At 58.4% G+C, this 15,175-nt stretch carries 15 protein-coding genes; 5 read left to right on the plus strand and 10 right to left on the minus strand.

The window, feature by feature from the left end:
- Positions 1–245: 245 nt before the first annotated feature.
- Positions 246–614 (plus strand): ribosome-associated translation inhibitor RaiA, encoded by a 369-nt coding sequence (gene raiA / locus Q1A74_RS05855; protein ID WP_299593402.1) that lies wholly within the window; start codon positions 246–248, stop codon positions 612–614.
- Positions 615–761: 147 nt separating this feature from the next.
- Here the strand turns inward: raiA and gorA are convergent, their stop codons facing one another.
- The gene (gene gorA, locus Q1A74_RS05860; protein WP_299593406.1) at positions 762–2,123 is read right to left on the minus strand and encodes a glutathione-disulfide reductase; all 1,362 of its coding nucleotides are present in this window, start codon (positions 2,121–2,123) and stop codon (positions 762–764) included.
- A 287-nt stretch (positions 2,124–2,410) separates the two neighbouring features.
- Here gorA and Q1A74_RS05865 point away from each other — a divergent pair, with 287 nt between their 5' ends.
- Positions 2,411–2,962 (plus strand): hypothetical protein, encoded by a 552-nt coding sequence (locus Q1A74_RS05865; RefSeq protein WP_299593409.1) that lies wholly within the window; start codon positions 2,411–2,413, stop codon positions 2,960–2,962.
- 93 nt (positions 2,963–3,055) lie between these two features.
- Here the strand turns inward: Q1A74_RS05865 and Q1A74_RS05870 are convergent, their stop codons facing one another.
- The 4 genes from Q1A74_RS05870 to Q1A74_RS05885 all read right to left on the minus strand — a co-directional run bounded on the left by Q1A74_RS05870 (position 3,056) and on the right by Q1A74_RS05885 (position 7,107).
- Positions 3,056–4,237 (minus strand): TIGR01620 family protein, encoded by a 1,182-nt coding sequence (locus Q1A74_RS05870; RefSeq protein WP_299593412.1) that lies wholly within the window; start codon positions 4,235–4,237, stop codon positions 3,056–3,058.
- Positions 4,237–5,706 carry a YcjX family protein gene (locus Q1A74_RS05875; protein ID WP_299593415.1) on the minus strand — a complete coding sequence of 490 codons (1,470 nt, stop codon included), beginning with the start codon at positions 5,704–5,706 and terminating at the stop codon, positions 4,237–4,239. The genes Q1A74_RS05870 and Q1A74_RS05875 overlap by 1 nt, the downstream gene beginning before the upstream one ends.
- Positions 5,707–5,802: 96 nt before the next feature.
- Positions 5,803–6,597, minus strand: a complete 795-nt coding sequence (locus Q1A74_RS05880; RefSeq protein ID WP_299593418.1) for a DUF2807 domain-containing protein — start codon at positions 6,595–6,597, stop codon at positions 5,803–5,805.
- A gap of 78 nt (positions 6,598–6,675) precedes the next feature.
- Positions 6,676–7,107, minus strand: a complete 432-nt coding sequence (locus tag Q1A74_RS05885; protein WP_299593421.1) for an HIT family protein — start codon at positions 7,105–7,107, stop codon at positions 6,676–6,678.
- A gap of 431 nt (positions 7,108–7,538) precedes the next feature.
- Here Q1A74_RS05885 and Q1A74_RS05890 point away from each other — a divergent pair, with 431 nt between their 5' ends.
- The 3 genes from Q1A74_RS05890 (at position 7,539) to tcdA (ending at position 9,565) form a co-directional block, all read left to right on the plus strand.
- Entirely contained in the window at positions 7,539–7,982 is a 444-nt protein-coding gene (locus Q1A74_RS05890) for a hypothetical protein (protein WP_299593424.1), read from the plus strand.
- A 208-nt stretch (positions 7,983–8,190) separates the two neighbouring features.
- The gene (locus tag Q1A74_RS05895) at positions 8,191–8,655 is read left to right on the plus strand and encodes a peptidylprolyl isomerase (protein WP_299593427.1); all 465 of its coding nucleotides are present in this window, start codon (positions 8,191–8,193) and stop codon (positions 8,653–8,655) included.
- 100 nt (positions 8,656–8,755) lie between these two features.
- The gene (tcdA, locus tag Q1A74_RS05900) at positions 8,756–9,565 is read left to right on the plus strand and encodes a tRNA cyclic N6-threonylcarbamoyladenosine(37) synthase TcdA (RefSeq protein ID WP_299593430.1); all 810 of its coding nucleotides are present in this window, start codon (positions 8,756–8,758) and stop codon (positions 9,563–9,565) included.
- Here tcdA and Q1A74_RS05905 read toward each other — a convergent pair whose 3' ends face one another.
- From Q1A74_RS05905 to Q1A74_RS05925, 5 genes are all read right to left on the minus strand, one after another.
- A complete protein-coding gene (locus Q1A74_RS05905) occupies positions 9,566–11,248 on the minus strand; it encodes an aminotransferase class V-fold PLP-dependent enzyme (RefSeq protein WP_299593433.1) in 1,683 nt (560 codons plus the stop codon).
- Positions 11,245–12,033 (minus strand): TatD family hydrolase, encoded by a 789-nt coding sequence (locus tag Q1A74_RS05910; RefSeq protein WP_299593436.1) that lies wholly within the window; start codon positions 12,031–12,033, stop codon positions 11,245–11,247. The genes Q1A74_RS05905 and Q1A74_RS05910 overlap by 4 nt, the downstream gene beginning before the upstream one ends.
- A gap of 252 nt (positions 12,034–12,285) precedes the next feature.
- A complete protein-coding gene (locus tag Q1A74_RS05915; protein ID WP_299593439.1) occupies positions 12,286–13,149 on the minus strand; it encodes an SDR family oxidoreductase in 864 nt (287 codons plus the stop codon).
- A complete protein-coding gene (locus tag Q1A74_RS05920; RefSeq protein ID WP_299593442.1) occupies positions 13,146–14,147 on the minus strand; it encodes an SDR family oxidoreductase in 1,002 nt (333 codons plus the stop codon). The genes Q1A74_RS05915 and Q1A74_RS05920 overlap by 4 nt, the downstream gene beginning before the upstream one ends.
- Positions 14,148–14,204: 57 nt before the next feature.
- On the minus strand, positions 14,205–15,164 hold the full coding sequence (locus Q1A74_RS05925) for a bile acid:sodium symporter family protein (RefSeq protein ID WP_299593445.1): 960 nt from the start codon (positions 15,162–15,164) through the stop codon (positions 14,205–14,207).
- Between the last annotated feature and the right edge of the window lie 11 nt (positions 15,165–15,175).

Consider the following 15,175-nt stretch of genomic DNA (forward strand, 5'->3'; position numbering starts at 1 on the left):
TCAACGCTTGATTTTTTTCCTGAGAATCGCATTATGACCTACAGGGAGTTACTCCTGACCCAGTTGGGAAACCGGCCCGGGCGCAAAACACACACATTGCCAATACGGCAAATATTGAATCTGCGACCTCTGGTGATCCGTTTTTCCTGCTGAACAGGCCTTCTCCCTACAGGGCGCCCTACCTACTTTCAGCAAACCGCATTTTGCGGCCTGCATGGACCCGTTATAACCGGAGGTATGTGCCCATGAAATCTGCGCCTTACGATAACATTGTGTTCCGCGATATCGATAAATCTGCCGCTCTGGCCGACACCGTATCCAGGAAACTCAACAAGCTCGAACGTTATTGTGGCGACATCATACGAAGCCGTGTGGTCCTCGAAGCCCCCCACCAACACAAGCACAAAGGGAAGCAATACAAAGCTTCCGTAGAACTTGCCCTGAGCGGTAACCCGGTCACCATTACCAATGAAAGCGACTCCATTCATCGCGCGGTCACCGGTGCATTCAACTCCGTAGAACGCTGCCTCAAGGAGCGTGGAGACCGCCGCAAGGCCCGCCGGCATCAGGTACCACCCCTGGAAACCCCAGTTGAAGTTGAAGTCGACGAATAACGCAGTGTACCAAGCCTGCCTTACCCGTTAATTTTTGAATTGGGGGCAAAAAAATTCATGTAAAAAGGCCGTGCCAGATCATCTGGCACGGCCTTTTTTATGCGTCCCGGCTTTGCACGCCACGCTCACGCAACCTTCAGGCGCCTGTCAATCCGCCACCGGCGAGCGCATGGTGACAAATTCTTCCGCCGCCGTCGGATGGATGCCAATGGTCTGGTCGAACACACTTTTGGTTGCCCCGGCTTTCATCGCCACCGCAATCCCCTGAATAATCTCCCCGGCGTCAGGGCCCACCATATGCGCACCAACCACCCGGTCGTTGCTGCCGTCGACAATCAGCTTCATCAGGGTGCGCTCGTCCCGCCCACTTACCGAGTGACGCATGGCCCGAAAATCGGATTTGTAAATGACGACCGGCACACCCGACTGGCGCGCCTCCTCTTCGCTCAAGCCCACAGTGCCGATATTCGGCTGGCAGAATACAGCGGTAGGGATATTGTTGTAGTCGATTTCCGCCGTCTTCCCGGTTTGCCAGTGTTTCACCAGCGCCATGGCTTCGGCGAGCGCAACCGGAGTCAGCTCCGGGCCCCCGGTAACATCCCCCAGCGCAAAGATCGATGTGACACTGCTGCGGAAATTGTCGTCAACGCCAATGGTGCCATCTTTGTGCAGGACCACACCCAACTTCTCCAGCCCCAGGCCGGCGGTGTTCGGTTTGCGTCCGGTGGCGTAGAGTACAGCGTCAACTTCAAACACACTGCCATCGGCCGCGTGTACGTTCAGGCTGCCATCCGCCTGCTTTTCAATAGATTTCACATCGTGGCTGAAATGCAGGTTCACCTGCTTTTTTGCCATTTCATCACGCACGAAATGGCGGATATCCTTGTCGAACCCACGCAGGAATAAATCGCGACGGTAAGAGAGGTGTGTCTCCGCGCCCAGCCCGGCAAAAATACCGGCAAACTCCACTGCGATGTAGCCGCCGCCAACTACGAGTACCCGGCGAGGGAAGACTTCAAGAGAAAAGACCTCATTGGAGGTGATGGCATGCTCGCTACCGGGGAACTCTGGCACATAGGGCCAGCCGCCTGTAGCGACCAGAATCCGCTCGGCGCTGTAGCAATCTTCCCCCACGCTCACCTGCTGCCGACCGGTAAGCTTTGCCCGACCATCAATAATCTGTACACCGCTATTACTGAGCAGGTTGCGGTAGATACCGTTCAAGCGGGTAATTTCCCGTGCGTTGTTATCCCGCAGTGTCGGCCACACAAAGGTGGCACCGGCCTGCCCTTCCCACCCATAGGCCTGCGCATCTTCAAACGCTTCCCGATAGCTGCTGGCGTATACGAAGAGCTTTTTGGGTACACACCCGACATTCACACAGGTGCCGCCCATATAGCGGTCTTCCGCTACGGCCACGCGCATACCGGCAGCCGCCGCCATACGCGCCGCGCGCACACCACCGGATCCTGCACCAATCACAAACAGGTCAAAATCAAATTCAGACAAAATCTACTCCTTTCACCGGGCACTGGTTGGAAAACCGCCAACTTAAGCCCGGCACAATTCTGCGAGACAGCGCTCAAAAAACCTTCAGCCATCTGACCAATAAATACCGGGATACGCCCCCAAATACACGTAAATTACGGGTAAAAACGCGTACTGGTTCTGCAATTAGCACAATAGTGACAAATCATACTTAAAAGCCGTTGACATAAGATTGGCGTTTCGTTATTCATGTGATGTATATCACAATTAAAAGCCTGATAGCGAAAACAACACCAGGGCATTCAACGATGAAAACGCCAGAAAAATCAAAATCAACCTCTACTTCCAGAGCATCCTTCCAGCGCCTGCGCCTGTCTTTCAAGGCCGCCGTGATAACAGGCGTGATCGCCACCTGTGCGACATCCGGCGCAACCGCCAAAACCCACCCTTCCTATCTTACCGACAGTTATTGCAATACTCTGGTGGAACAGTTTGTGGATTCCGGTATGCGGAGCCTGGGAAAGTACGTCAATGAAAACTTTAAACCCAAGTACAAGGGCGGCATTCGCAACACCATCAACTTTCTAAACCAGCGTACCGAATGGCTGGGTGAGTGCGATAGCTATCTGGCCGATACTGCCAGCACCCGTCTTTTTCACGACGAGCAGAATACCAAAGCCATTTTTGATGCCATGCAGGCGCTGGCCAAAGAGCTGCAAATGGTACGGGAAGGGGTTGAATACCCGGACGAGACCGGCGCGAACAATCCACGCCCATTTATCGTGAGCCGTTTCGAAACCCTGGCCGAGCTGGTTGATCAGCACCACACACGGATGCTGATGAAAAAGCAGTTCCAGTAAATCGAACCCCTTTTTCCGCAATGATCCGGCCCCGTATTCGGGGCCTCTCTTCGCACAACGTTCGTCTCTGGCGTTTTGCACTGAGCGCCCGGCTCAGCCCCCCGATGACGGTTTTCTCTCTGCCTTGACCGCCTCACGTTCAAGGCCAACCTCGGATACACCCTCTGGCCACTGATTCTGCTGACGCCCCAGAAGGCGCTCCTTCAGGCTACTGGCAATTCTGCGGGTCAGTGCGCCCAGGCGGGGACGCTGCTTTTCCGAAAATGGAATAGGCCGGCAGCTGTGCACCGCCGCCAGCCCAATTCTCGCCATAAACAGACTGGCACCCATGCCCTGCCCCAAACGGGCCGACACGGTACTGAGCATGCTGTCACCCACCAGTTCCGGCCACAGTTCGCTTACTGCGTATTCGCTGGCTCCACTGTAGGCCACCAGCGCGAGAATTTTTTTGAACAGGCGCCAGCGCACCACAACCGACGGGCGCACGCCGTAGATCTGCGCCACGTCGTCGATCATACGCATGGACTGGCGCAGTGCCACCAGCACGTCCAGGGTGGTAAATGGGCTGAGGCCAACCAATGCACCGGTGGTGGTCGCGTGGCGGACAATACGCCGCAGCGCCTCCTGGTCTAGCGCCTCGAAAAAATTCAGTTCCAGGTGACGCAGCAATTCACTGTTGTCGTAATAGTCCGGTGTCTCCTCCTGCACCCGTGCCAGCAACGCGCCCTGGGGCTTGCCTGCAAACAGTTCGCGTAGTTGCTGGTTCAGCGGCGCCACCGCATCGGTGGCGCGGCTGTCGCGCACTTCTGCCGCCAGCTCCTGAGTTTTCTGCAGTTTGCGTAACGGCTTGCCCGCGCGAAAGTACTCCCACACAGCACTGGCCATAGTGAGTACCAGTGCGGAAATAATAACGCCCGCCAGCACTCCCAGGGACCAGTGCATATCCGCGGCCCAAATAAAGAACTGGCGCAACTCCCAGAAGACCGCGCCAAACGCCAGCGCCAGACCCGCGAGCAATGCGGGCTTCCACATGCGCAAGCGGAACATGGGTAACCGGAGTTCGGAAAACGAGATTTTGTCGGGAAGGGATTCGCCGGTGGTAATCGAGCGCGGCAGCTCACCAGGCTCTTCGGCCAGTGATTCTACCCGGGTGCTGGCCCGGTCGCGCAGGGCTGGCTCTTCAGACTCGAGATTTTCGATGCGCGTCTGGCGGCGTGGGCGGGGAGCGCCATTGGCCGAGTCTATCTGTTCTGAATGATCGTCAGGCGCAGCCATTACACCTTGTCTCCCAGCAGTAAATTCAACAGCGCATCCATGCGAATATGCGGCAAATACCCTTCCCGGCCTATGCCCACAGGCGGTCGCAGCTGCGGCGGCAGACCGCCGGTGTAGTGCTGCCACTCACCGTCCTGTGGCAAGTGCGCCATGATCTCGGCGTTCTCAAATCCGAGGTAACTTCCGTCCATGCCGTGTCCCACCAGCATACGCCGACCATCGCGCACACTCTCGTTGGAGCAGCGGACCGCCGCGATCGCTTCACAATACAGCGGTAAACCCCGATGGCGAGCGCCGGAGAATACCTGCTGTAGCTGTTGCCCCAGCAGTTGCCGCAGCGCATCGTGATCGGCCGCCAGCACCTGATCCACCTTGGTGGCGGCAAACAACAGTCGGTCGATACGCGGGCGCCACAATTTACGCAACAGGCCGTTGCTGCCGTAGCGGAAGGTGTCTGCGATATGGCCAAATGCCTTGCGCATATCTTCCAGCGATTCCTCGCCGGCAAACAGGGTGCCGATCAGATCCACCAGCACCAACTGACGATCCAGATGACGGAAATGCCCCTCTACAAACGGCGCAACTTTTTCTTCCACGTAGGCCCGGTAGCGCGCCTCAAGCGCCTTGTAGACGCTGTCATCGGGCAGCGACTGCAACTCTTTTTCCGGCTGATGGCCCACACCCGGCAACGGGAAAAAGCCGTACTCCTCATGATCGAGTAGCGCCCTTCCCGGCTGCAGATAACTCAGCTTGCGCGCACTGCGGCAGTCGCGCAGAAACTGTCGATAGTTTTGCCAAAGGCTGTCGAGCTTCCCCGAGTCCACCACCGACTCCGGTGAAAGGCTGTGCAATTCTGCGAGTAGCTCGGGGGCCAGGTCCGCGCGCGGTGCGCCATCTAAAAGGTCACGCTGGTGGCGGCACCAGGTGGCGAAATCCATCTGCAACAGCGGCAGATCCATCAGCCATTCGCCGGGATAATCACGCAGCTCCAGAACCAGCTTTTGCCGGTAATCGCGCCCGAGGCGACGCCCCTGCAAGTGCACATGTAACTCGAGGGCAGAGAGGTCACGGGTGGATTCCGGCCAGCGTGGGGGATTGGCGGTGAGAGCATCCAGGCAGCGTTGATATTCAAACAACGGCAGGCCAGTATCCAGTGCCGGGTGCAGCTCGGCGCCCAGGAGACGCCCGCTAAGCGCCGGGGCAAAGCCCGGCAGTTGGGCGCGGTCGGGATGACTGAGCTGGTAAATCAGGCTGGTAATCAGCGTCGACTTGCCGGCACCACTGAGACCGGTAATGCCGATGCAGATACGCTTGTCCAGAAGGCGCTCTGCAGCCCAGTGGGACTTATCCCGCGCTTCCTTACGCAGGTGCCGCCACTGCTGCCGGAGGGCTCGCAGCCGGCTTCCGGAGCCCTTTGGTCGGTTGTCATCCGTATCGGAACTGCGGCTCTCGCCGTCAGATTCGCTCATGCCTTCTCCCTACTTCCACCGTCCGTTGCGGCGCGGGTGGTGAAATCCATTTTTTTGCCCCGTGCAGGCAAGCCGGGCCATCGCGGTTGTGTACGGCTAGTCGACCAGGGCCACGTCGCCCGACCCCATCACAGAGAAAGACTCGTTGGCGGGGCGTTTGAGAACAATATCGCCGGACCCCATCACCGAGCCACCGGCGTTGGTGGCGCTCAGGCTGCGCCCCATAAAATCACCGGAGCCCATCACAGTGACATTCAGATTGGCCACTTTGCCGCCGATGGCCATATCGCCGGAACCCTTGATCTGTCCGGAAAAGTCCTCGCCAATAAAGTTGTCCATACGGACATCGCCGGAACCGGTGATACCGGCGGAGCCGTGTACTGCCAGTACCGTGCCCAGAATCAGGTCCCCAGAGCCGGTCACACCGGTGCTCAGCGACTCGGCCGCGACCTTTTCCACACGAATCAGGCCAGACCCGGTGACGCGCAAATCGAGATTTTCGCTTTCCAGGGTATCTGCGGTGGCATCGCCGGAGCCCGTGACGCGAATTCCATCGATCACCGGCAAGGTAACCCGGAAATTCACTTCCGGCTCGCTGCTCACGGTGACCACCCCAAACAGGCTTTTGCTCTCGGGCTCAACGGAGAGTTCAAGAGTGTCGCCATTGACTTCCGCCTTGGCGTGAACCAGATCCTCTTCCTCCCCCCGCGCAGTAACAGAGAACTCGGCCCCCTGAACCACCTTCAGGTTAGAACTTCCTTTCAGCGCGATGGCCGTAAAGCCCTCCAGAGGAAAGCTTCTGCTGCCCTGCTGGGCGTGAGCGGCCCCGGCCGTTAGGAAAAGCGCGAATACCAATGCCGAGGACATGAAAATAGACAATCTGCGAAACATGATCCGGTTACCTGTTCTTGTTCAATGCCAGTAGGACGACGCCAATACTGGTTCTGGATGCAGCGAAGGAGCGATCTTTCAGTCTAAATCTGGCGCCGAAGCGTCCCGGAATCCCAGATCCTCCAGCGCCCGGCGCAGCTTGGCCGCTTCGGCGGCCAGCGCCTCCGGCTCAGCCTGCTGTTGCAAGGCGAAATCGAGGTCAGCAATTTCATCCATCGGTACCAGGTGATAGTGGGTGTGGGGCACCTCAATTCCAGCCACCATCATGCCCACCCGCTCAGGGGAATACACCTTCTTTTGCGCCTTGGCCAGTTTGCTCGCCACCGCCATTAGATGCGCGGTGATTTCTTCGGGCACATCATCCCAATGGTTGATTTCTTCCACCGGTATGACCAGGCAATGGCCCGGCTTGATTGGGGCAATGGTCATGATGGCAACCGCCACGTCATCGCGCCAGATAAAATGCCCCGGCAGGTCGCCGTTGATGATCTGGGTGAAAATACTCGCCATCTTGATATGCCTCTTGGTTCTGCCGGTATAGTGAACCGGCAAGTCTACCAGTGCCATTGTTCTTCGCGCCACGGTCCGCAGCCTGCAGTTTAGTGCCAAAGCACACTTTCATTGCCGCGCCAAAATTTCGGCTAACGGATCGAAAATGCCTTAAAAAACAGCACCAGAGGCATAGCGCGCCCGAAAGTTGCACCTAATTAAACCGCCGGCACACAACCCGTGGAAGAGTGTGACAATTTCATGCCGATTGATTGGCAGCAGTATTTCCATCCCGTAATCTTGCCGCCCATATCGCGACAGGCAGCCCCAAGCCCTCATCCGGTTACTGCGACGGCAGAGCGTTAAAGCCGCCACCGGATGAACACAAAGAAACGAGGCAATCCGGGCGCCACCGCAATAGACCAGATTCCATCTCACAGGGGGACCCACCAATGCCGAAAGCAGTGCCAGCACTCACACCACTCGCCACAGCGCCCGGACACCCAGCCGCTGTGGCCGAATCCAGCCCGGTAGCCGAACAGGGGCTTCTGGCCCAGATGGGCGGACGACAGTTTATCCAGGAGACCGCAGGCGAGTTTTACCAAGCCATCGGCAAATACCTGACCGCCGACGATAGTGAAGACCACGCAAAACAACTCAGCCGTCAGGCTCAATTCCTCAGCCATGCCTTTGCCGGCCAGCCGGAGCCGATGCATACCGCCCGCGCCAACTTTCTCGCCCGTGGCCTGAACCCCATGTTGTTCGAAGCGCTGCTCGAATACTTTGAAGCGCGGCTGCTGGAAATCGGTTTCCCGGTTGCCATCAGTGACCGACTGGTACGCACCGCCAGCGACCTCTACGACAACTGCCAGGAACCGCTGTCCATCGCCTGCTGAGCAGGCGCCCACCGTTCTCCGCCCTCCGCGAGCTCGCAGCCAGCGGGCTCCACCACTGCACCAAAATTCGCGGCGACCAAAGCCCCTCGGTTGCGACGGCCGGGGCCGCCCCATACAATGCGCCCTCACACAGCCTTTATCCCCCGTTTGCTTTCCTTCCGTAAGCGGTAAGCGCTACAACCCACTCTCAAGATACAAGAGATTGCCAATGAAAATTGCTAACCACAGTGTGGTGGAGATCAACTACACCCTGAAAGATGCCGAAGGTACCGTGATCGACTCCTCCGAAGGTGGCCAGCCGCTGAAATACCTGCAGGGTGTAGGCAACATCATCCCCGGTCTGGAAAAGGAAATGCTCGACAAGAGCGCCGGTGACAAGTTCACTGTCGTCATTCCGCCGGAAGAAGGCTACGGCCCGCAAAACCCGGAACTGATTCAGACCCTGCCCAGCAGCGCCTTTGGCGGTGTGGAAAAACTGGAAGTGGGTATGGCGTTCCGCGCCCAGAGCACCGAAGGCCAGCCGATCGAAGTGGAAGTCATCGACATTGACGGTGACCAGGTCACCATCAATGGCAACCACCCGCTGGCAGGCGTTGAGCTGCACTTCGAAATCGAAGTCGTCGCCGTACGTGAAGCCACTCCGGAAGAAGTCGATCACGGCCACGTGCACTGATTGATCGATTTGCGCAGGGCCTCCCCGGCCCTGCTCTCTCCCTCGAACCCCACCTTATATTGATACTGAACTTCCCTGCGAAGGTGTTTCGGAACCTCACATGTCCCTCAGTGAATCTTACCTGCAGCGATTCGGCGGCATCGCCCGGCTTTACGGTGAATCGGCACTGACGGTATTGCACAACGCACATACTGTCGTAATCGGTATTGGCGGTGTGGGTAGCTGGACGGCCGAGGCGCTGGCGCGCAGTGGTATCGGCAAGATCACCCTGATCGACCTGGACGATATCTGCATCACCAACACCAATCGCCAGATTCATGCCCTCACGGACACGGTGGGCGACATCAAAGTCTCAGTGATGGCGGAGCGATTGCGTGCAATCAACCCGGAAATTACCGTCCACACCCACGAAGACTTTATTGCCAGTGATAACTTTGGCGAGCTGCTCAATCCGGAGAAAGACACGATCGATATTGTGGTGGATGCCTTCGACAATGCTCGGGTCAAAGCGGCGCTGATCGCCTACTGCAAGGCGCGCAAGATTCGGCTCGTGACAGTAGGGTCTGCCGGTGGCAAGAAAGACCCCACAAAAATCACCTCTGCCGATCTCGGTCGCACCATCAGCGACCCGATGTTGGCCAAGGTGCGCCAGCACCTGTATCGCTTTCACAATTTCCAGAAATCCAGCAAGCGTCAGTTCGGCATAGACGCGATCTATTCCAGCGAACCGATGGTGTATCCGCAGCCGGATGGCGAGGTGTGCCAACAAAAAAGTGGCATGCGGGATGGGGTAAAGCTGGATTGCAGTGGTGGCTTCGGTGCCGCCACCATGGTCACCGGCACCTTTGGCCTGGTGGCCGCGGCAAAAGCCATCGAGCGCATTCTGAGACACGCAGACAAGGCCAACTGATCAGGTATTCATCAGCTCAAAGGCCCGCTCCAGTAGCGCGCGAAAACCGTTACTGCGGGACTCGCTCAATTGCTGTGCCAACCCAAGCGCATCAAAAGTCTCCTCTACTTGCTGCTTTGATACACCCGTGTCCGGCTTTCCGTCCAGCATGGTAAGCAGTAGTGCCCCCAGCCCTTTTACAATCCGGCTATCGCTGTCGATGGCAAACCGGTGCACACCCTGCTCTCTCCGGTGCACCAGCCAGGCACTGGACTCACAGCCCCGCACCAGGTTCCCGGGAGTGCGGACACCCTCTTTACGGGAAATAACTTTTGCCCACCCCATCAGGATTCGGTAGCGGTCCTGCCAAGTTTGGGTATTGCGCAGGGTTTCGAGATCCAGCGCCGAGAGATCATCCGCTACCCAGTCTTTCCTCACCGTGTCATTTTCTGAAGAAACTTCAGAAGGCGCGGGCGCGCTGCATGCATTTTCTGCATTCAGTTGCGCAACAAACTTTTCCACCTCAACAACAAAGCGCTCCACATCCTCCGTCGTATTGTAGGCCGCCACAGAGGCGCGCAAGGTGGCAACATGCCCGGCGGCCCGCAGCAGTGGCTGGGCACAATGGTGCCCCACACGCACTGCAATGTCCTTCCCATCCAGCCACTGTGCAAGGTCAATGGCCGCGCATCGGGGATGGACGAAAGTGGCAATTCCAAGGTTGTTGTTGCCAGCACTCAGCAGACGAAGCTCCGGAATCTGCTCAAGCCGATGATGCAGCGCCTGCAGTAGTGACTGCTCGTGCCGGGCCATAGCCAATCGATCCTGCCGACCGAGAAATTCGATACAGGCACCCAGGCCCGCAATAGCCGCCAGTGACGATGTGCCCGCCTCAAATCGGTGTGGGAGCGCGGCGAATTCGCTAGCCAGCAGGTCGACACTGGCGATCATCTCGCCACCTCCCTGCCAGGGTGGCATTTCCCCCAGTAATTCTTCGCGCCCGTAAACCAGACCAATGCCGGTGGGCCCATAAAACTTGTGCGCGGAACATACAAAAAAATCGCAGCCGATATCCTGTATATCCAACAGATCGTGCGCGGCGAGTTGCGCACCGTCCAGCACCCACCATAGATCCCGCCCCGACAGCGCCTGCCGCAATGCCTTCAGATCGGTGCGAAACCCCAGGGCATTGGAGCCAGCAGTAACGGAAACAATCCTGGTGCGCTCCGAAAGCACTTCACCAATGCGCTCAAACTGTGGAATACCGCCGACATCGGGCACGAAACGCAGTTGCACACCGCGACTGTCCGCCATCATCTGCCAGGGCACCAGATTCGCATGGTGCTCGGCGGTGGACAGCACCACTTCATCCCCGGCACTCAGGCAACTGCACAGGCTGTTCGCCAGCAGGTTCAACCCTTCCGTCGCGCCGCGGGTAAAAATGATTTCTCTGGGGGACGCAGCACCGAGAAAGCCAGCCGCATCCCGCCGCACCTTCTCCATCATCTCCGTCGCGCGCCGCGCCAGGCGATGACTGGAGCGGTGGGTATTGGCATTGGCGTGCAGGTAAAAATCGGTGATCGCCTCGATTACACAGGCGGGCTTTTGCGTGGTGGCCGCGTTATCCAGGTACACCAAGTCGCGGTTTTCGCGCTGTGCGAAGAGCGGGAAATCCTGCTTGAATTGCTCGGCAGAAAAGCTCATATCGTGAACAGAGCCCGCGCATTTTTTTCGGTTTGGGTGATCACAGTTTCCATGGAAACTCCTCTAAGTTCCGCCAGGGTTTTTGCCACTGCTGGCAAATATTCCGGGCTATTGCGCTCACCCTGGCGCCCGGCGTGCGGCATATCCGGCGCATCAGATTCCAGCAGCAGATGCTCCAGTGGAACCGCCGCCAGGGTATCGCGCGTTTTCGCGGCGCGCTCGTACGTAATGGTGCCGCCCACCCCCAGGCGAAACCCCAGTTCAATGTAAGTCTCGGCAATTTGCCGGCTGCCGGCGAAGGCATGAATCACACCGCCGCACTGCGGGCGGGTATTCTTCAGTATGCGGATCACCTCATTGTGCGCACGGACAGCGTGGACAATCACCGGTAGCGACACCCGGTTGGCCGCATCCAGCTGCGCCTCGAATACCGGTATCTGCTGCGCAAGCGACGTATCGATCTGCCCATCCAGGCCGCACTCTCCCACCGCCACGCAGCGCCCACCATTTTCCCTGCGCTCATGCTCAACCCGCTCCACTACCGCACGGGCGACCTGAGTCGGGGCAATCGCCAGCTCTTTGACCCACCAGGGGTGGATACCCACGGCGCCATACCAACCGGGCTGACTGTTGACCAGGGCAAACAGGTGACGCCATTGAGGAATACTCACACCGGGAATCACCATCGCTTCAACGCCCTCAGCAATACTCCGTGCCCAGACGTCAGCGCGGTCCGGTGCAAACGCGTCAAAGTCGAAGTGGCAGTGGCTGTCGACCAGCGGCATCGCGATCACCTGTGTGGCGGGTTCACCAGTACGAAAGAAAATGCCCCGAGAACACGGGACAGGCGTATCGGTGGCATTGTAGGGTCTGCGCGGTACAAATTCGACTACGAGAGAAAGAGAGGAAAGCAGAAGGGGAAAAGGAGCGAGGAAAAGACAAGCGCGGCAGCGAGCTCTGATAAGCGGCTCCCCACCGCGGGTTGCGCTGACAAGCCTTAGTGAAGAGCCTCAATGTGAACTGATATTCAGAGGTACCTAGTGGTTACCTTCCTGTGCAAGCTTTCGCCCTGCCTCCAGTTCCACCTGGAAGTTTTTCACCATCTGCCGCAGGAACAGGCGCGGAGCCAGTTTGTACAGATAGGCCCCCAGCAATGATTTATCCCGCGGGAACAGGCGCTCCTTGCCCGCCGCTTCCGCCGCCACAATTTTTTCTGCCATCCAGTCTGCACTGCGTATCGGCCCGATAGTGCTCTGTGCGTGCTGCGCGCGTCCGCCGTCACCAGACAGCGCATTGGCATCGATGTTGGTAGCGACAAAACTGGGGTATACCATCAGCACGCGGACACCCTCTTCGCGCACCTCTTCACGAAACGTCTCGAAATACTGATGCAGCGCGCTTTTCGCGGCACAGTAACCAGCACGTCCCAGCACCGGCATCCAGCCAGCCATGGAGCTGATATTAATCACGCATCCGCCCGCTGAACGCAACGGTGCCAACAAGCCCTGTGCAAGCTCTACCGGTGCGTGATAGTCGACCGCCATCACTCGACGGATAACGGTATTGGACGTCTGGCATGCCAGGCTGCGATGGGTAATGCCCGCATTGTTAACCAGCAAATCAATGGCCGGATACTGTGCACGCACGCGTGTGCACAACTCCTCGACCGAGCGCTCACAAGACAGGTCCGCCGCAAACATGTCCGCATCGATGTCCTGCGCCTCCAATTCTCGGCATTTCGCAGCCAGGGCGCCCTCGTTGACATCCACCAGTGCAAATCGCACCGGCCCCCCATGTGCATGTGCCTTCACAAGCGCCTGTACCAGCGCCCAACCCAGGCCACCAGCGGCACCGGTCACCACGAAATTTTTTACACGCTGTTGATCTGCTAACACGGTCATACCGGCTGCCCTTCCGCGGCTTCTGTAGCGGTATCGGAAAAATGCACCCGCGCGGCGTCGGCACTGACCGGAACGCCCAGCGCTTCGCTAGCGAAATAAGCAAAGGCCTCGGCGGAGGTTTTTCTGGGCCGGTAGCCCAATGCGTTTTTCAGGCGGGTATTCAACAATACCGGACGGTACTGCAGAAACATCACCTGAGCCGGCTGCACCTTGCCCAGCCGCAAGTGAAAAAGGACTCCCAATATGGCTTTCAACAACCACACCGGCGGGCGCCGTAGCGGCTTGCCCAGCAGTCGCGCGATTTCTTCCGGCGTGAGCGCGCCGTCGCCGGCCAGGTTGTAAACACCGCTGGCGCTGCGGCTGACGCCGTACTCGATCGCACCGATGACATCTTCATCCCAGATAAACACAAACGGCGAGTTGTGCCCGCCCGGATCGAGAATGCTACCGCCGGCGAACAGGTCGCTGATTTTGCTGTTGGTGGTGGCGCCCACAATGGAACAGGGGCGAAATATCAGTTGTTTGAGTTGCGGGTGCTTCTGGCGATAGTCCGCCAGCATTTCTTCTACCAGACGCTTGTGATCGGAATAGGCAAACTCCGGATTGCCGCGCAGAGGATCGCTTTCCTGCAGCCAGGCCGGATTATCGGCGTGGTAACCATACGCAGCGCCGCTGCTGGTCAGAGTCAGGTGCTCCACACCGGCGGTTATACAAGCATCCAGGACATTGCGCGTGCCTTCCACATCGATCCGGTATTCCCGCTCGCGATCGCGCCCGGGGGACACCACCGATGCCAGATGCACCACATGGGTGATCCTCTCAGCGCGCATCAGTTCAGGGAGCGCACCGTCACAGATGTCCATGACAAACAGGGGAAAGGGGGTCTCCCGGTGCTGGATGTCTACCCCCACAACCGACATCTCTTTGCTCAGCAATGTGCCAAGCTGGCCGCCCACATAGCCGGCCGCGCCGGTAATCAAGACCCTTCGTTCACTCATTTCGGTACAACTCTTATTGTTCTACGTCTTATTGTTTTTTACAGCGTTCGAATTGCGCTAGTTCGCACAATCGACAGCATCCCCATGCGCCGCCCGCCCCGACCGGCGCTGCGCAAAGTTCCAGTACCCCGCCAGGCTCAGCCCGGAAACAAGATGCCAGACACCCCAGAAGCCGGCGATCACCAGCATTTCCCCCGCCTGAGGGTAGAAGGTGAACAGGATGGCGAGAGCCAGTCCCGAGTTCTGTATACCCACCTCCATGGTGACCGCACGCCGGTCTCCCCGGGGCAAGCGCGCCGCACGGCTCGACAGGTCACCAATCAGAAATGCAAGCGCATTGTGTGCAACCACCAGCACCATGACCGACCCTGCAACTTGCAACGCAGTCTGCCAGTGCTTGCTGAACGAGATGACCACAAACAGCAGGAACACCAGCAGCGATGCGGTACGGAAATAGCGCTCACTGCGCTCGGCGAAACGCGGGAAATGCGCACCGACAATCATCCCCAGCACCATCGGCACGGCCAGTACCAGCACCACCATCATCACCATGTTTTCCGCCGGCAAGGCAATCGCCTGCAGGGCTTCACGGGTATTGGGGTTGAGGCTACCGTAGAGAGCGAAATTGAATGGTGTCATGACCACCGCCGCGAGACTCGACACGGCAGTCATACTGACCGAGGTGGCCACATTGGCACGCCCGATCCAGGTCATCACGTTAGAGAAGGTACCGCCAGGACAGCAGGACACCAGAATCATGCCCAGCGCCAGACCCGGGCTGATATCCAGCGCCCAGGTGCCAAAGCAGGTGATCGCCGGGAGAAGCAGGAACTGCGCCACCAGGCCGGTGGCCGGTGCAACAGGACGACTGAGAACGCGGCGGAAGTCCGCGGTGCGCAGGCCCAGGGACACACCAAACATCATAAACGCCAGCACCGCGTTCAGGGCGACCAACGCTACGGGCGACATCTGGAAGGTGTCGATAGACGCAGTGACTACAGGGTTCAATTGACTCATGACCTGGCGAC

Origin of the sequence: uncultured Microbulbifer sp. (assembly GCF_947504145.1) — a bacterium.
Taxonomy (GTDB): domain Bacteria; phylum Pseudomonadota; class Gammaproteobacteria; order Pseudomonadales; family Cellvibrionaceae; genus Microbulbifer.